Source organism: Hephaestia caeni (assembly GCF_003550065.1).
In the GTDB taxonomy this organism is placed as follows: domain Bacteria; phylum Pseudomonadota; class Alphaproteobacteria; order Sphingomonadales; family Sphingomonadaceae; genus Sphingomonas; species Sphingomonas caeni_A.
Genome location: NZ_QXDC01000002.1, coordinates 1,465,146 through 1,482,462, shown reverse-complemented (window position 1 = coordinate 1,482,462; position 17,317 = coordinate 1,465,146). Strand labels below are relative to the sequence as shown.

The 17,317-nt window shown below is 67.2% G+C and carries 15 protein-coding genes; 8 read left to right on the top strand and 7 right to left on the bottom strand.

From position 1 onward, the window contains the following. Window positions 1–11: 11 nt before the first annotated feature. The 5 genes from pstB to DFR49_RS06905 form a co-directional block, all read right to left on the bottom strand. The gene (pstB, locus tag DFR49_RS06925; protein WP_119034896.1) at window positions 12–788 is read right to left on the bottom strand and encodes a phosphate ABC transporter ATP-binding protein PstB; all 777 of its coding nucleotides are present in this window, start codon (window positions 786–788) and stop codon (window positions 12–14) included. Next, window positions 788–2,062, bottom strand: a complete 1,275-nt coding sequence (gene pstA / locus DFR49_RS06920; RefSeq protein ID WP_245968276.1) for a phosphate ABC transporter permease PstA — start codon at window positions 2,060–2,062, stop codon at window positions 788–790. Before pstA ends, pstB begins: the two co-directional genes overlap by 1 nt. Then, on the bottom strand, window positions 2,055–3,431 hold the full coding sequence (gene pstC, locus DFR49_RS06915; protein WP_119034895.1) for a phosphate ABC transporter permease subunit PstC: 1,377 nt from the start codon (window positions 3,429–3,431) through the stop codon (window positions 2,055–2,057). Before pstC ends, pstA begins: the two co-directional genes overlap by 8 nt. 109 nt (window positions 3,432–3,540) lie before the next feature. Beyond that, the gene (locus DFR49_RS06910; RefSeq protein ID WP_119034894.1) at window positions 3,541–4,578 is read right to left on the bottom strand and encodes a PstS family phosphate ABC transporter substrate-binding protein; all 1,038 of its coding nucleotides are present in this window, start codon (window positions 4,576–4,578) and stop codon (window positions 3,541–3,543) included. An 88-nt stretch (window positions 4,579–4,666) separates the two neighbouring features. Continuing rightward, the gene (locus DFR49_RS06905; protein ID WP_119034893.1) at window positions 4,667–5,875 is read right to left on the bottom strand and encodes an ATP-binding protein; all 1,209 of its coding nucleotides are present in this window, start codon (window positions 5,873–5,875) and stop codon (window positions 4,667–4,669) included. 113 nt (window positions 5,876–5,988) lie between these two features. Here DFR49_RS06905 and DFR49_RS06900 point away from each other — a divergent pair, with 113 nt between their 5' ends. The 5 genes from DFR49_RS06900 (at window position 5,989) to DFR49_RS06880 (ending at window position 9,338) form a co-directional block, all read left to right on the top strand. Continuing rightward, window positions 5,989–6,390 (top strand): hypothetical protein, encoded by a 402-nt coding sequence (locus DFR49_RS06900; protein ID WP_119034892.1) that lies wholly within the window; start codon window positions 5,989–5,991, stop codon window positions 6,388–6,390. Between the two features lie 4 nt (window positions 6,391–6,394). After that, window positions 6,395–6,658, top strand: a complete 264-nt coding sequence (locus DFR49_RS06895) for an HPr-rel-A system PqqD family peptide chaperone (RefSeq protein ID WP_245968275.1) — start codon at window positions 6,395–6,397, stop codon at window positions 6,656–6,658. A 105-nt stretch (window positions 6,659–6,763) separates the two neighbouring features. Further along, entirely contained in the window at window positions 6,764–7,645 is an 882-nt protein-coding gene (locus DFR49_RS06890) for an HprK-related kinase A (RefSeq protein ID WP_425454928.1), read from the top strand. Then, window positions 7,630–8,652, top strand: coding sequence for a nucleotidyltransferase domain-containing protein (locus DFR49_RS06885; RefSeq protein WP_119034890.1), 1,023 nt, complete (start codon window positions 7,630–7,632; stop codon window positions 8,650–8,652). The genes DFR49_RS06890 and DFR49_RS06885 overlap by 16 nt, the downstream gene beginning before the upstream one ends. An 86-nt stretch (window positions 8,653–8,738) precedes the next feature. Further along, window positions 8,739–9,338 (top strand): acetate uptake transporter, encoded by a 600-nt coding sequence (locus tag DFR49_RS06880; protein ID WP_119035328.1) that lies wholly within the window; start codon window positions 8,739–8,741, stop codon window positions 9,336–9,338. Here DFR49_RS06880 and DFR49_RS06875 read toward each other — a convergent pair. Further along, complete coding sequence (locus DFR49_RS06875) at window positions 9,335–10,003, bottom strand: HAD-IA family hydrolase (RefSeq protein ID WP_119034889.1); 669 nt, start codon at window positions 10,001–10,003, stop codon at window positions 9,335–9,337. The genes DFR49_RS06880 and DFR49_RS06875 overlap by 4 nt on opposite strands. A gap of 77 nt (window positions 10,004–10,080) precedes the next feature. On the opposite strand from DFR49_RS06875, the gene glmU reads away from it, so the two are divergent. Continuing rightward, the gene (gene glmU / locus DFR49_RS06870; RefSeq protein ID WP_119034888.1) at window positions 10,081–11,433 is read left to right on the top strand and encodes a bifunctional UDP-N-acetylglucosamine diphosphorylase/glucosamine-1-phosphate N-acetyltransferase GlmU; all 1,353 of its coding nucleotides are present in this window, start codon (window positions 10,081–10,083) and stop codon (window positions 11,431–11,433) included. Window position 11,434: 1 nt separating this feature from the next. Next, window positions 11,435–13,258 (top strand): glutamine--fructose-6-phosphate transaminase (isomerizing), encoded by a 1,824-nt coding sequence (gene glmS, locus DFR49_RS06865; RefSeq protein ID WP_119034887.1) that lies wholly within the window; start codon window positions 11,435–11,437, stop codon window positions 13,256–13,258. 18 nt (window positions 13,259–13,276) lie between these two features. Here the strand turns inward: glmS and DFR49_RS06860 are convergent, their stop codons facing one another. Beyond that, window positions 13,277–14,398 (bottom strand): mandelate racemase/muconate lactonizing enzyme family protein, encoded by a 1,122-nt coding sequence (locus DFR49_RS06860; protein ID WP_119034886.1) that lies wholly within the window; start codon window positions 14,396–14,398, stop codon window positions 13,277–13,279. A 160-nt stretch (window positions 14,399–14,558) separates the two neighbouring features. On the opposite strand from DFR49_RS06860, the gene DFR49_RS06855 reads away from it, so the two are divergent. Continuing rightward, window positions 14,559–17,297: a TonB-dependent receptor gene (locus DFR49_RS06855; protein WP_119034885.1), complete on the top strand. Its 2,739-nt coding sequence runs from the start codon at window positions 14,559–14,561 to the stop codon at window positions 17,295–17,297. The last annotated feature ends 20 nt before the right edge of the window (window positions 17,298–17,317 follow it).

Here is a 17,317-nt window from a genome sequence, read left to right as displayed (position 1 = left end):
TGCCTCATCGATCAGCCGTAGCGGCCGGTGATATAGTCCTTGGTGCGATCCTCGCGCGGGTTGGTGAAGATATCCGACGTGGACCCGTATTCGACCAACGTGCCGAGGTGGAAGAAGGCGGTGCGCTGAGAGACGCGCGCGGCCTGCTGCATATTGTGGGTGACGATCACGATCGCGTAGCGGCCCTTCAGTTCGTGGATCAGCTCCTCGATCCGCGCGGTCGCGATCGGATCGAGCGCCGAGCACGGCTCGTCCATCAGGATCACCTCGGGATCGACCGCGATCGCGCGCGCGATGCACAGCCGCTGCTGCTGCCCGCCCGACAACGCGGTGCCGCTGTCGTGGAGGCGATCCTTGACCTCGTCCCACAGCCCCGCCTTGCGCAACGCCTGTTCGACCGTGGCGTCGAGTTGTGCCTTCGATCCCGCGAGCCCGTGGATGCGCGGGCCGTAGGCGACGTTCTCGAAGATCGATTTGGGAAACGGATTGGGCTTCTGGAACACCATGCCGACGCGCGCGCGCAATTGCACCACGTCCATCGACGAATCGTAGATGTCCTCGCCGTCGAGCGTGATCGTGCCCTCGACGCGCGCGCTGGGAATCGTGTCGTTCATGCGGTTGAGCGTGCGCAGGAAGGTCGATTTGCCGCAGCCCGACGGGCCGATGAACGCGGTGACATTGTCCATGTCGATATCGATCGACACCTGGTTGAGCGCCTGCTTGGCGCCGTAGAAGACGCTGACGTCGCGCGCCGCCATCTTGATCGGGGAAGGGGAAACGTCGGTCATCACCAGCGGGTCTCGAACTTGTTGCGAAGATAGATGGCGAGGCCGTTCATCGTAAGCAGCACGACGAGCAGCACGATGATCGCCGCCGACGTCTTCTCGACGAAACCGTGGCTGACCTCGTCGGACCACAGGAAAATCTGCACCGGCAGCACTGTCGCGGGGTCGGTGAGCCCGGACGGCGGCGTCGCGATGAAGGCGCGCATCCCGATCATCAGCAGCGGCGCCGTCTCGCCCAGCGCGCGCGCCATGCCGATGATCGTGCCGGTGAGGATGCCGGGCAGCGCCAGCGGCAGGACGTGGTGGAACACGACCTGGATCGGGCTCGCGCCGATGCCGAGCGCGGCGTCGCGGATCGAGGGCGGCACCGATTTGATCGCGTTGCGGCCCGCGATCACGATCACCGGCATCGTCATCAGCGCGAGCGTCAGCCCGCCGACGACGGGCGCCGAGCGCGGTAGATGGAAGGTGTTGAGGAACACCGCGAGGCCGAGCAGGCCGAAGATGATCGAGGGCACCGCCGCGAGATTGTTGATCGAGACCTCGATCAGATCGGTCCAGCGGTTCCGCGGCGCATATTCCTCGAGATAGAGCGCCGCGAACACGCCGACCGGGAACGCGAGCAGCAGCGTCACGAACATCGTCAGCAACGAGCCCTTGAGCGCGCCCCAGATGCCGACGACGGTGGGATCGGTGGCGTCGGCCTCGCTCAGGAATGCGGTGTTGAAGCCGGTATGGATGGCGTCCGCGCCGCGCAGTTTGGCGAGTGCGGTCGTGGCGGCGGGTGAGGGATCGCCCTTGGCGGCGCTGTCGATATCGGTCGAGGCGGGGACGTCGATCACTGCGCGCTTGTTCAGCAGCGCGGGGTCGGCCTTGATCGCGTCGCGCACGCTGAGCCAGGCGCCGTCGGACAACCAGCGCTCGGCGCCGGGGCCGAACGCCTGGTCGGCGGCGTCGCGCGTCACGCGGGGCAAGCCGGCATTGGCGAGCGCGCGATCGGCGACGTCACCGCCCCCGGCGATCACGTCGGGATCGACGATCATCGCCGCTTTCGTGAAATCGATCGGGAGCGCGATCTCGGTGCGGGTGAAGCCGCGCAGCCCGCCGCCGAGCATCGTCACCAGCAGGAAGGCGAGGAACCCGGCCGAGATCACGATCGCGGCAAGGCCCATCAGCCGGAAGCGCCGCTCGGCGGCGTAGCGCCGGCGGATGCGGCGCTGCATCGCCTGGGTCTTCCAGTCGGTCGGCTGCCGGGCGGGGACGGGCGCGTCACTCATAGGCTTCACGGTATCTTTTGACGATCGCCAGCGCGACGATGTTGAGCAGCAAGGTCACCACGAACAAGGTCAGCCCGAGCGCGAACGCCGCCAGCGTCTTGGGGCTGTCGAACGAGGCTTCGCCGGTCAGCAGGTCGACGATCTGCTTGGTGACGGTGGTGGTGCTGGCGAGCGGGTTGAGCGTCAGCGTCGCGACGCCGGAGGCGGCCATGACGACGATCATCGTTTCGCCGATCGCGCGGCTGACCGCGAGCAGGATGCCGCCGACCACGCCGGGCAGCGCGGCCGGGAGCAACACCCGCCGAATCGTCTCCGAACTGGTCGCGCCCATCGCGAGGCTGCCGTCGCGCATCGCCGAAGGGACGGCGGCGATCGAATCGTCGGCCATCGACGAGACGAAGGGGATGATCATCACCCCCATCACCATGCCGGCCGCGAGCGCGCTTTCGGACGAGGCCCATTGGATGCCGATCGCCACCGCAGCGTCGCGCACCGCGGGTGCGACGGTGAGCGCGGCGAAATAGCCGTAGACGACGGTGGGAACGCCCGCGAGCATCTCCAGGATCGGCTTCATCCAGCGCCGCACGCGGGGGTTGGCATATTGGGTGAGGTAGATCGCGCTCATCAGCCCGAAGGGAATCGCGACCGCCATCGCGATCACCGCGCCGATGAAGAAGGTGCCCCAGAACAGCGGCACCGCGCCCAGCGTCGCGCCGGGATCGCTGCTGTCGATCACCTGCGGGCTCCAGTGCGTGCCGAACAGGAAATCGGTGATCGGCACCATGCGGAAGAAGCGCACCGATTCGAACAGGAGCGAGACGACGATGCCGACGGTGGTCAGGATCGCGATCAGCGAGGCGGCGAGCAGCGCGACCATCACGATCCGCTCGACCCGCGTACGGGCGCGGAAATCGGGGCGGACGCGGACATAAGCGAAGGCGCCGCCGGCAAAGGCGAGGATCAGCGCGAGCACGGTGCCGATCCCGTCGAACCGCGATTGCGCCGCCGCATAAGCGGGCGCCAGCGTCGTCGACAGCGGGTTGAAGCCCGCCGCGATGTCGCCGCGCGCGATATGCCGCGCTTCGGACAGGATCGACGCGCGGGCGAAATCGAATTGCGGCAAGGCCTGCGCGGCGGGATCGTGGAGCACCTGATCGGTGACGAGCGCGGGCGATACCGACGCCCAGACGAGCAGGAAGACGAGCGCGGGGATCACTGCCCACAAGGCGACATACCAGCCGTAATGGCCGGGCAGCGCGCTGAACCGCCGCACCCCGCCGCGCCGGAACGCCATCGCCCGTGCCCGCGCGCTGAGCCAGCCGATCAGGCCCAGGCCGAGGATGACAAAAAAGAGGGCGAAGGTGGACAGGGTGGGCCTCTACACGATCAATACCGTCCGCCCTGAGCCTGCCGAAGGGCCGTTCTTTCTGACGGCGGAGAAGAACGGTGCTTCGACAAGCTCAGCAGGAACGGCTGGGTTACTTCAACGTGCTCGGGTCGAGCGGGGTGGCGTTGCTGAGCAGTTCGGCCGAATGCGCGAGCACGGCATCGGGCGCGGCGATCAGGCCGCGCTTCACCAGCGGACCGTCCTTGCCCCATGAGGCCGCATATTCGGCGAGGAACTGCCTCAGGCCGGGGATCGCATCGAGATGCGCCTTCTTGACGTAGATGAACAGCGGCCGCGCGCCGGGGTAGCTGCCGCCCGCGATCGTATCGTAGGTCGGCGCGACGCCGTTGATCGGCGCGCCTTCGAGCTTGTTCGCATTCTCCTCGAGATACGAATAGCCGAAGATGCCGAGCGCATTGGGATTGGCCTGGAGCTTCTGGACGATCAGATTGTCGTTCTCGCCCGCATCGACATAGGCGCCGTCCTCGCGCACCGCCTTGCAGCGCTTGTCGAACGCGTCCGAATCGAGCGCCTTGGCGCCGGCGTCGGTTTCCTCGCAGCCCTTGGCGAGAATCAGTTCGGCGAGCGCGTCGCGCGTGCCGCTGGTCGACGGCGGGCCGTAGACCTGGATCGGGATCGCCGGCAGCGCCGAGTTGACGTCCTTCCACGTCTTGGCGGCGTTGGGCTTGCCGCCCGGATTGGCGGCGAGCGCCTTGTATATGTCGGCGGTGGTCAGCGCGATCCGGGGGCCGTTCTTGGCCTCGGCGAAGGCGATGCCGTCGATGCCCACCTGCGCCTCGATCACGTCGGCGGCGCCGTTCGCCTTGCAGGTGGCGTATTCGGACGCCTTCATCGGGCGCGAGGCGTTGACGATATCGGGATGTTGCGCGCCCACGCCGGCGCAGAACAGCTTCATCCCGCCGCCGGTGCCGGTCGATTCGATCACCGGCGCCTTCATGCCGGGGTTCTTGTTGACGAACTGCTCGGCGACGAGCTGGGTGAAGGGGTAGACGGTCGACGAACCGACGACGCGAATCTGATCGCGGGCGCCGCCGCCGGTCGACGCCTGATCGTTGCAGGCGGCAAGCGCGAGCGCGGATACCGCGAGAAGCGCGAACGAACGAAGCATGTGCAAGGCCCTCCTGGGGAAGTTCGATCCCGGCGATGCCGTATCGGGTGGCCGGTGAGGCGCGCTATGTGACACAGACATGATAGTTTTATGACAGCGTGGGCGGATCGGCCTGTACGGCGGGGAAATGCACCGTCACGGTGGTGCCCTCGCCGGGCGCGCTGGTGATGACGAGGCGGCCGCGATGCCGCTCGGCGATGTGCTTGACGATCGCGAGGCCCAGCCCGGTGCCGCCGAGCGCGCGGCTGCGGCCCGAATCGACTCGGTAGAAGCGTTCGGTGAGCCGCGGCAGATGCTCGGGCGGGATGCCGTCGCCCCGATCGGCGACCGTCAGCGTGACGTCGCCGGCATCGCCGGGCTCGAGTCGCACGGTGACCGGGGTGCCGGCGCGCCCGTATTTCATCGCGTTGCCGACGAGGTTGTGGAGCAATTGCGACATCTGCGCGCGATCGCCCGTGATCGGCGGTATCGCGTGCGCGCAATCGATCTCCAGATCCGCGCCGCGATCGGGATCGCTCCGGCGAAGCTCGTCGACCACGGTGCGCGTGATCGCCGCGAGATCGATCGTCGCGGTGGGCAGCCGATCCTTGTCCGATTCGATCCGCGACAGCGACAGCAGATCGACGACGAGCCGCTGCATCCGTCGCGCCTCGCCCGCCATCACGCCCAGGAAGCGCGCCCTGAGCGCGGGGTCGGCGCCGGCGTCGTCCTCCAGCGTCTCGATGAAACCGAGCAGCGAGGCGAGCGGGGTGCGCAGTTCATGGCTCGCATTGGCGACGAAATCGACGCGCATCTTCTCAGCCGCCGCGCTGCGCGAGCGATCGACGAGATGGACCAGCCGCCGGTCGCTGCCCATCGCGGCGACCTGCATCTGCCAGTGCGAATCGCGCCGCCCGAGCCCGATCAGCGTCACCGGCTCGCCGCCGCCGGTGTCGTCGGCTTCACCCAGACGCCGTGCCGCATCGGGGTGGCGCACCGCCAGCCGTACGTCCTGGCCGAGCACATGCGCGCCCAGCAGCGCGCGCGCGGCCGTATTGGCGCGGACGACGTGGTTCCCGGCCAGCACCAGGATCGGATCGCCGAGCGCCTCGATCAGATCGTTGACGGCATCGCGCGCGTCCCCGTCGCCGTCGATCGTCGCCGGCGGGGGGGCTTCGGGATGGCGCAGCACGAGCACCGCGGCGACCCCGGCGACGAGCATGAACAGCGCCGATTGCGGGCTGTGCGCGAAGATCAACGCCGCCGCCGCGCCTGCCAGCACCAGCCCGATCGCCGCGAACGTCTTCTTTTGTGCCATAACGGTGCGTCTCTAGCGTGGGAGGGGGTGATCCGAACAGCCTTGGCCTTGCCGATGCATTACGCCCCATGCTTTACGATTATGAAAGACAGAAGGCGCGATAAGGGGCGACCATGAGCGAGCAGCATCCCGGAGATACGCCCGCCAAGGGCACGACGCGGCGCCGCGCCTTGAAGCTGGGCGCGGTGGGCGCGGCGGCGGTCGTCTCGATTCGGCCCGCGCTGGCACAGACCAACGCCTCGATCCTGACGTGCGAGATCCCGGTGCCCGACGAAGGCCGCGCGGGCAGCTATATCGCGCCCGATGGCTCGGTGGTGCCGGCCGGAACGCCCGGCGCGTTCGCGCCCGCCGGCGCCCGCTTCAAGGGCGAGGACGTCAAGCGCGCGATCAACGGCGGGCAATTGCCCGGCGTCGATTCCGAGCGCAGCAAGGCCTATGTTAATTACATCCGCCGGCTGCAGCGCGGCACCAGCGGTTTCACCTGCTTCGCATCGCTGCAAATGCCGCGCGGCTGAGGCCGTGACCGGCTATGCCCGCGTGCCCGCCGCGGAGATCGTGAGCGTAGCGCTCGATGATTTCACCGCGCTCTATCACCGCGCCTCGGGGATCACGCATCTGGTGACCTCGCCGGTGCCCGAATTGCTCGACGTGCTGGAAGAGGCACCGCTTGGCCTCGGCGAGATCGCGGCGCGGCTCGCGGCGGTGTTCGAGGTCGAGGACGAGGATGCGCTGGCGGTGCGGCTCGACGAACTGGTCGCGGCGGGGCTGGTGGTTCGGACGTGAAGGGCTTTCACACCTTTCGTCACTCCGGACCTGTTCCGGGGTCCAACATGCCGCAGACGTCGGCGTTCGGGGAGGGTTGGATGCCGGAACAAGTCCGGCATGACGATGATGGTCGCGGGCCCGGCCGTGAGGCATAGCTTTGCCGTCCGCATCGGCCCGGTGGGCTTCCGCGTCGGATCGGACTGGCGCACGCCGATCGCGGCGCTCGAAACGCTCTACGCCGATTATCCCGCGCCGGCCGACGATGTGCCCGATTTCAGCGTGCGGCTGTTCGCGCGGCGGCCGTGGCGGCGATTCGTGCGCCCGGCGGTGATGATCGGGGGCGATTACGTGCTGCCCGAGGCCGCGCCGCTGCCGCTCGCGCAGGGGCTGCTTGCCGCCGAAATGGGGATGAACCTGCAAATGGCGCTCGGCCAGCGGCGCTATCTGCTGCTCCATGCCTCGGCGGTCGAGCGCGACGGGCGCGCGCTGTTGATGACAGGGATGTCGGGGGCGGGAAAATCCACGCTTGCCGCGCTGCTCGGGCGCCGGGGCTGGCGGCTGATGGGCGATGAGTTCGCGCTGATCGATCCCGAGACCGGCCTGGTCCACGCCTTCCCCCGGCTGGTGAGCCTGAAGAATGCAGCGATCGGGGTGGTCGAGCGCGCGATTCCCGACGCGCGGTTCGGGCCGCTGATGCGCGCCACCCCCAAGGGCGACATCCGCCATCTCGTCCCCGCCGCCGAGGCGATAGCGCGCATGGAGGAGCCCGCGCGGCCGGCGCTGATCCTGTTCCCGCGCTACGGCTTCGAGCCCGCCGAGCGGCCGGTGGCGCCGAGCGAAGTGTTCGTGCGGCTGACGCAGGCGTCGACCAACTACACCGCGCTCGGCGAGCCGGGGTTCGCCGCGCTGACCCGCCTCGTCGAGACGCTGCCCGCGCGCGCGATCGACTATCCCGATGCCGAGAGCGCGATCGCGCAGGTCGAGCGTTTGTGGGCCGCGCTGTGAGATACGACGGTGACCTTCTCGCGCGGGCGCTGCGCGACCCCGCCTCGACCGGATCGCTCGATGCCGGGGGCTGGACGGCGCTGATCGGGATCGCGCGCGCCGAGCAGCTCGCCGGCACGCTCGCGCACCGGCTGGAGGGCGTGGCGATGCCCGGCGCCGTCGCGCGGATCATGGTGGATGCGCGCGCGTCGGCGGCGCAGGGCCGGATCGCGGCCTTGTGGGAAGCCGAGATGGCGCGGCGCGTGCTGGCGCCGCTCGATTGCCCCGTCGTGCTGCTCAAGGGCACCGCGTTCGCCGCTGCAGGGCTGAGCGCCGGCGTCGGCCGCTCGATCGGCGATCTCGACATTCTGGTGCCGCGCGATCGGATCGATGCGGTGGAGGCGGCGCTGCTGGGGGCGGGGTGGGAATGGGTGAAGCCCGATCCCTATGACGACGCTTATTATCGCCGCTGGATGCACGAGCTGCCGCCGCTGATCCACCGCGAGCGCGATCGGATGATCGACGTCCACCATACGATCCTGCCGCTGACCGCGCGGATCACCCCCGACGCCGCCGCGCTGATCGCGGACAGCGTGGCGCTGGGGAACGGCCTGCGGATGCTGTCGCCTGCCGACATGCTCGTCCACGCCGCCGCGCATCTGTTCGCCGATGGCGATCTGGCGGGGGGGATGCGCAATCTGTGGGATATCCACTGCCTGATCGAGCAATTCGGCACCGATGGACTTGCCGAGCGCGCGAGCCATCACGGCCTGGAAGCCGAGGTGCATCGCGCGGCACGGCTGGCGCACGCGCTTTATGATACCGCCATCCCCGAGGCATGGCGGACGCGGCACCGCGCCGACGCGCTCTACCGCCGCCGCCTCACCGCGCGCGACGGCTGGGGGCGGCCGACGCGGCCGCTGCTGCGGCAGGGCTTCTACCTGCGATCGCATTGGCTTCGGATGCCGCCTGCGATGCTCGCGCGGCACCTGTGGACCAAATGGCGCAAGGGCTATCGGCCCGTCTGACGATCGCTGCTTGACCGTTCGATAGCGCTACCATAGCCTCCTGTCCGCCGAGACCGAAACCGGCCGGCATCATGATGGAGGGGATGATGACGGACGTGGTGCAACAAGGCACGCCCGAGGCCAATCCGGCCGCGCTCGGGCTGGTGGGTTTCGGGCTGACGACGGTGCTATTGAGCCTGATCAACGCGGGGCTGCTCCCTGCGGGTGGCGAGCCGGTGGTGATCCCGCTGGCGCTCGCGTTCGGAGGATTGATCCAGATCATCGCGGGCATTTTCGAATTTCGCGTCCGCAACACCTTCGGGATGACAGCGTTCCTCAGCTATGGCGCGTTCTGGTGGTGGTTCGCGTTGCTGCTGCTGTTCGCGGGCAACGGCGTGATCGATCTGAGCGCCGCCGGGCCGACGGTGGGCGTGGCGCTGCTGCTGTGGGGTGTGTTCACGCTTTATATGTGGATCGGCACCTTCCGGTTGCCCAAGATCCTGTTCCTCATTTTCCTGACATTGTGGGTGACGTTCCTGCTGCTGGGGCTCGGCGCAGCGACGGGCGCGCAAGGGCTGACGCACGCGGGCGGGATGCTTGGCATCGTGTGCGGCGGGCTGGCGATGTACGGCAGCTTCGGGATCGTGACCAACGCCACTTTCGGTCGCACCGTGATCCCGCTCGGCGCGACACCGGTTTTGGGTTAACCCAGCCGTTCCAGCGTCGGCACGAGATCGGCGTAGGAGTCGATCACCGCGTCGGCGCCCAGATCGGCGACAGGCCGGTCGAGGAAGCCGAAGCTGACCGCGATCGTCGGCACCCCGGCGGCGCGGCCGGCGGTGATGTCGTAGATCGAATCGCCGACGAACGCGGCGCGCCCGCCGCCGCAACGCGCGATCATTTCGTGGATCGGGGCGGGCGAGGGCTTGGCATTGCCCGGCCCCAGCGTATCGCCGCCGATCACGCACGCGAACCGCGATGAGATGCCGAGCGTGTCCAGCAGCTTGCGGGCGAGATGTTCGGCCTTGTTGGTGACGATCGCGATTCGCGCGCCGCGCCGCGCCAGCGTGTCGAGCGCGGCGAGGCAACCGTCGAAGGCCCGCGTTTCCACCGCGATATTGTCGGCGTAGAACGCGAGCATCCGGTCGTAGAGCGCGTCTAGCCCCGCCTCGTCGTGCCCCGCTTCGGCGAAGCTCAGCGCGAGCATCCGCCTGGCGCCGCCGCCGATATGGGCCTTGACCCGATCGATCGCGAGGCGCGGGCACCCGGCGCCGTCGAGCGTGTGGTTGACCGCGGCGGCGAGGTCGGCACTGGTATCGAGCAGCGTGCCGTCGAGATCGAACCCGACGATGGCGAAAGGAAAGTCGGTCATCGCCCGCCCGCCTGCCAGCGTCGCTATGGAATTGGCAAGACATTCATGGCAGGGCGCGGGTTCGTGAGGGAGTGCGCATGACCGAACCCGTCGCCGCGATCATCCTTGCCGCGGGCAAGGGCACGCGGATGAAATCCGATCTGCACAAGGTGCTGCATCCGATCGCGGGGCGGCCGATGCTGCTCCACCTGATCGCTGCGGTCGACACGCTCGCGCCCGCGCGGACGGTGGTGGTGACGGGGGCGGCGAGCGCGCAGGTCGAGGCGGCGGTGGCGCCGCTCGGCGTCGCGACCGCGCTCCAGGCTGAGCAGCTCGGCACGGGCCATGCGGTGCAGCAGGCGCAAAACGCGCTTGCGGGCTTCGACGGCGATGTGCTGATCCTTTATGGTGACGTGCCGCTGGTCTCGCCCGAAACGATGCGCGCGATGCTCGATCGGCTGCAGAGCGACGACGCGCCCGCCACGGTGGTGCTCGGGTTCCGGCCGGCCGATCCGGGCGCTTATGGCCGCGTGATCGCGGATCGTGACGGCCGCATCGTCAAGATGGTCGAATTCAAGGACGCGTCGCCCGAGGAACGCGCCGAAACCCTGTGCAATTCGGGGCTGATGGCGGTGCGCGCGCGCGATCTGTTCGCGCTGCTGGCGCGCGTCGGCAACGAGAATGCGGCGGGCGAATATTATCTGCCCGATATCGTCATGCTCGCGGCCGCCGATGGCCGCGCCTCGGCGGTAATCGAGACCGACGCGCACGAGGTCGCCGGCGTCAACAGTCGCGCCGAACTCGCCGCCGTCGAACATGCGTGGCAGCAGCGGCGGCGCGCGGCGGCGATGGCTGATGGCGCGACGCTGATCGCGCCCGAGACGGTGTGGTTCGCGTACGATACCGCGATCGGCCGCGACGTGACGATCGAGCCCAATGTTGTCTTCGGCCGCGGCGTGTCGGTGGCGGGCAAGGCGGTGATTCACGCGTTCAGCCATCTGGAAGGTGCGACCGTGGGGGAGGGCGCGAGCGTGGGGCCTTATGCGCGGCTGCGCCCCGGCGCGGTGCTGGGCAAGGGTGCCAGGGCCGGCAATTTCGTCGAGATGAAACAGGCGGTGCTGGGGGCAGGCGCCAAGGCGAACCATCTGACCTATCTCGGCGATGCCGAGGTGGGGGCGGGCGCGAATATCGGCGCGGGCACGATTACCTGCAATTACGACGGTTTCTTCAAATATCGCACGAAGATCGGCGACGGGGCCTTCATCGGATCGAACAGCGCGCTGGTGGCGCCCGTCGCGATCGGCGCGGGGGCGATCGTGGGCGCGGGATCGGTGGTGACGCGCGATGTCGAGGCGGAGGCGCTGGCGGTGGCGCGCGGCGAGCAACAGCAAAAATCTGGTTGGGCAGGCCGATTCCGTGAGCGGATGAAGGCCCGGAAGGCAGCGAAATAGCATGTGCGGAATTGTCGGGATCGTCGGCAGGGACAATGTCGCCGAGCGGCTGTTCGACGGGCTGAAAAGGCTCGAATATCGCGGCTATGATTCGGCCGGCATCGCGACCGTGTTCGACGGCGCGATCGAACGGCGGCGGGCCTCGGGCAAGCTGGTCAATCTGGGCAAGGAACTGGTGGCCGAGCCGCTGCCGGGCGATGTCGGCATCGCGCACACGCGCTGGGCGACGCACGGCGGGCCGACGACAAACAACGCGCACCCGCACGCCACGCGCGAGGTGGCGCTGGTCCACAACGGCATCATCGAGAATTTCAAGCCGCTGCGCGACGAACTGATCGCGCGCGGCCGCCATTTCGACAGCGAGACCGATACCGAGGTCGTCGCGCATCTGGTGAGCGAGAAGATCGAAGCGGGAATGTCGCCCGAAGACGCGGTGCGCGAGGTGCTGCCGCGGCTCCACGGCGCGTTCGCGCTGGCGATCCTGTTCCGCCAGCATCCCGACGTGCTGATCGGTGCGCGGCTCGGGTCGCCGCTGGTCGTCGGCTATGGTGAGGGCGAAACCTATCTCGGCTCGGATGCGCTCGCGCTGGCGCCGTTGACGCAGCGGATCGCGTATCTCGAGGAAGGCGACTGGGTCGTCGTGACGCGCGAGGGCGCGCGGATTTTCGACCGCAACAACAATCCCGTCGAGCGCCCGATCACGATCTCCGGCGTGACCGGCGAGCTGGTGTCGAAGGGCAACCACCGCCATTTCATGCTCAAGGAGATTTACGAGCAGCCGATCGTCGTGGCGCAGACGCTACGCAGCTATCTCCAGCGGATGGACGATCGCGTGACGCTGCCGATCCCCGATTTCGATCTCGGCGCGATCCGCCGCGTCACGATCGTCGCGTGCGGGACAAGCTTCTACGCCGGGATGGTCGCCAAATACTGGTTCGAACAATTCGCGCGGGTGCCGGTCGATCTCGATGTCGCCTCCGAATTCCGGTATCGCGCGCCGGTGATGGAGGAGGGCGGGCTCGCGCTGTTCATCTCGCAATCGGGTGAGACGGCAGACACGCTCGCGGCGCTGCGCCATGCGCGCAGCGAGGGGCAGCGGATCGCCGTCGTCGTCAACGTGCCGACGAGCACGATGGCGCGCGAGGCCGATCTGTTGCTCCCCACCCATGCCGGCCCCGAGATCGGCGTCGCCTCGACCAAGGCATTCACCTGCCAGCTCGCGGTGCTGGCCGCGCTTGCCGTCAACCTTGCGCGCGCCAAGGCAACGCTTGCCGAAGGCGAGGAGAGCGAGATCGTCCGGCAGCTCGCCGAGGCGCCGGCCGCGCTCAACGCCGCGCTGGCGCAGGACGGGGCGATCGAGGCGATGGCGCATACGATCGCGGCCGCGCGCGACGTGCTCTATCTGGGGCGCGGCACCGATTATCCGCTGGCGCTCGAAGGAGCATTGAAGCTCAAGGAAATCAGCTACATCCACGCCGAAGGCTATGCCGCGGGCGAGATGAAGCACGGGCCGATCGCGCTGATCGACGACGCCGTGCCGGTGATCGTGATCGCGTCGTCGGGACCGCTGTTCGACAAGACCGTCAGCAACATGCAGGAAGTGCAGGCGCGCGGCGGCAAAGTGGTGCTGATCTCGGACGACGAGGGGATCGCGGCGGCGGGCGAGGGATGCCTCGCCACGATCGCGATGCCCAAGGTCCACCCGCTGATCGCGCCGTTGGTCTATGCGATCCCCGTGCAGTTGCTTGCTTATCACGTCGCCGTCGCCAAGGGCACCGATGTCGATCAGCCGCGCAATCTCGCCAAATCGGTCACGGTTGAATAGGCGTAGCCGCCGCCGCGCTTAATCGCGCAGCGGCTTGGCATAAGCCCCCATCGCCTCATCGGTGGGCGTGCAGCCCGCACCGGGAGCCTGCGGACGCACATAATGGCCGTCATCGATCGCGATCGGCTCGACGAAGCAGTCGCGGATCCACGGGATATATTCGAGGATCGTCGTCGCCGGGTGCCAGAACGACAGATGGACGTGGACCTGCCCCATGTCGCCGACATGCGCGACCACCGGCAGGCGCCGCGCGTGTGCCGCGTCCGCCACGCGGATATATTCGGTGATCCCGGCGAGGCGTGTCACGTCGGGCTGGGCGTAGTGGACGGCGTGCGCGCCCATGAAGCTTGCGAAGGCGTCGGCGCTATAGAGCTGCTCGCCGAGCGCGATCGGGATCGCGGTCGATGCCGCCAGTTCGGCGTGCGAGCCGACGTCGTCATACCACATCGGCTCCTCGAGCCAGAAGATGTCGAGCGCCTCCGCGCGCGCGCAGAAGCGCTTGCAGGTCGGCAGATCCCATTTGCCGTTGGCGTCGAGCGCGATCGTGACATGGGGGCCGACCGCCTTGCGCACCGCCTCGATCCGATCGACATCGACCATCGGATCGTCGTGCCCGACCTTGAGCTTGATCCGGCGGAAGCCGTCCTGCTCGATCGTGCGGACGCAACCTTCGACGAGCTTGTCCTTGGCGAAGGACAGCCAGCCGATATCGGTATTATAAGCCTCGAGCCGAGCGCTGGTCGCGCCGCCGAGCAGCTTCCACAGCGGCAGGCCCGCTTTCTTGGCGCGCAGATCCCACAAGGCGATGTCGATCGCGGCGAGGGCGAGATGGGCGATGCCCGCGCGCGCGACCCATTGCAGCGCGGGATAGCGCGCGAGCTTGAGCCACAGCCGGTCGCCATCGGCGGCATCCTCGCCCAGCAGCAGGGGCGCATAGCAATCGCCGATGCACGCCGCGATCAACCGATCGGATGCCAGATGCGCGTGGGTGCCGGTGAAACCATAGCCTTCGAGCCCGTCATCGGTCGCGATCCGCACCCCGGCGATGCCCCAATGCGTGATCGTGTTCGTCGAATCCGAAATGGCGCCGCGCGCGATCGGGGCGTGGAGAATGAACGGTTCGACCGATGTAATCCGCATGCATGTAATCCCCTGCCTGTGACTGTGGCATGGAAGAAGGGGGTTCCCGCTTCTCCCGATCCGTCAGCCCCGTTCGTGTTGTTTCATAATTGACACGGCGTATCATGGGTGACACAAAGGGGCAAGGCCAGGTAGAGTCGTTTTCAAGGAGGAGGGGATCATGAGGCATTTGGAGGTTAAGCGCGCGGTTCGCGCAGCGATCGTATTTTCCGCAGGATTTTCCGCCCTGGCGCTGGCGGCGCCGGCATGGGCGCAGGATTCGGGCGATCAGAGCGACGATTCGTCGGTGACATCGGACGATCAGGACGCCGCCGGCAAAGAGATCATCGTCACCGGTTTCGCGGCCAGCCTTCAGCGCGCGATCGAGAACAAGCGCAATCTCGACGTCATCAGCGACGGCATCGCGGCCGAGGATATCGGCAAATATCCCGAACAGAACATCGCCGAATCGCTCCAGCGCGTCACCGGCGTGCAGATCAGCCGCAATCTCGGTGAGGGCCAGTTCCTGAGCGTGCGCGGGCTCGATCCGAAATTCACCAACACGCTGTATAACGGGCGCCAGCTCCCGTCGGGATCGGGCACGCGCGCGTTCGATTTCCAGGTGCTCTCCGCGAATTTCGCGAGTCAGGTCGACGTCTATAAGTCGCCGACCGCGGACTTGATGGAAAGCGGGCTCGCCGCGACGGTGAACATGCAATCGATCCGGCCGCTGACGGTGGGCAAGCGCCGCGTCGCGATCACCGCCGAGGGCACGTATGACGAGCAGGCGCGCGGCAGCATCCGCCCGCACATCTCGGCGCTCTATACCGATACCTTCCTCGACAACCGGCTCGGCTGGTCGATCGCCGTCGATGTCAACAAGCGCAACATCGACGACCAGCAGTTCGTCACCGATGGCGTGATCCAGGATTCGACCTGGGCGGGGCCGGACCCGCGCTATCGCATCTTCGCGGTCCACCAGAACGATCTGGTCGGCGATGATGAGCGCATCAGCGCCACCAGCGCGCTGCAATTCAAGGCGACCGACAGCCTTGAGCTGTATATGGACACGATCGTGTCGCAGTTCGATCAGCGGTACAATTATTTCCAGGGCAACCAATGGTATGCCGGCGCCGGCGCGCTCGGCCCGTCGCCGACCGATACGGTGACGGTCGACGACAACGGGGTCGAGACCGCGTGGCGCGGCACCAACGTGTTCGCGTGGACGCAATCCAACCGGTTCGCGTTCAAGCAGAGCATGTGGTCGACCGCGTTCGGCGCCAAATACGATTTCGGCGGCTGGAAGGTCGATGCCGAGGGATCCTACGGCAAGGCGACCGAGCGGACGACGCAGACCTTCGTTTCCTGGGCGACGAAAGCGCCGGGTGCGAGCATGTGGTATGATACGACGGTCGACCCGGACGGCCCGATCAGCATCGGTTTCTACAATGACTTCGATCCGACCGACAAATCGCATTATTACTTCACCGGCGTGCAGGGCTCCTACAAGCAGCCGACCACCGACAAGATCTGGAACGGGCGGATCGATGTCTCGCGCGAGGTCGATCTCGGGCTGATCCGCGCGATCCGGTTCGGTGGGACGTATCAGGACCGCACGCTGGCGTCGACGCCCAACGCCATGCCGTCATCGGCCGCGGGCTTCCCGGCCGACATGGATTCGTATCTGAGCATTTACAGCAACCCGACCTACTTCAAGTCGTATGACGGCCCGGCGGAATTTCCGAGGAGTTTCCTGACCGTCGATCTCGATAAGTTCTTCCACGATTTCCCGATGTCGGAGATCACCAAGAACAACCCGCCGACGCAGGTGCTCAGCACGACGACCAAGGTGCAGGAGCGTTCGGGCGCGGGCTATGTCCGGCTCGATCTCGCCAGCGCCAACAGTCGTCTGCGCGGAAATGTCGGCGTGCGCTATGTCATCACCCAGGAGGCGTCGTCGGGCTTCGTGCCGACGCCCGACGCGAAGCTGGTCTACGGCTATTTCGGCTCCAATACGCTCGGCTATACCGATGCCGCGTTGCAGGCGCAGAAATTCACCTATCGGAACCTGCTGCCGTCGCTCAACCTCGCCTATCAGGTCGGCAACGACATCGTCGTCCGCTTCGCCGCCGCCAAGGTCATGCAGCGGCCGGACATGAACCTGCTCGCCGCCGCCAGCAGCCCGAGCGCGCCGACCGTGCCGCCCCCCGATCAGGAATGGCGCGGCAACCTGCGCCTCGGCAACCCGGCATTGAAGCCCTATCTGGCCAACCAGTTCGACCTCTCGTTCGAATGGTATATGGGCAAGCGCGGGCTGCTGGCGGCCGCCGTGTTCGTCAAGGACGTCAAGAATCTCGTCCTCACGAGCTATTACGACATGCCCGCGGTGGTGACGCAGAGCGACGGCAGCACGCGTCCGATCACGCTTGCCGTCGCGCAGCCGATGAATACGGAAAAGGCCACGCTCAAGGGCGTCGAAGCCGGATTCCAGCAGGCGCTCGATTTCCTGCCCGGGCCGCTCAGCCATCTGGGTGTGCAGGTCAATTACACGCACATCTGGTCGGATAAGGTAGTGCTCGATCAAGGGCAGCCCGCGCTGCCGCTTACCGGCATTTCGAAGAATACGTACAATATCACCGGCTATTACGACGACGGCCGCTTCTCGGTCCATGCCGGCTACAACTATCGCAGCCGCTGGGTGCAGGATCCGTTGAGCTTCTTCGGCGATGGCAGCTTCGTCAACGCTTACGGCCAGCTCGATATGTCATCCAGCTTCAAGATCAACGACAAGGTGAGCATCCTGGCGTCTGTCGCCAATGTCACCCAGACGGGGATGCATCTGGTCAACAAGTACGGCATCACCCGTTATTACGGACTCAGCGGCCGCCGTTTCAATTTCGGCGTGCGCGCCAGTTTCTGACGATCGGGGGGAGCGAAAAC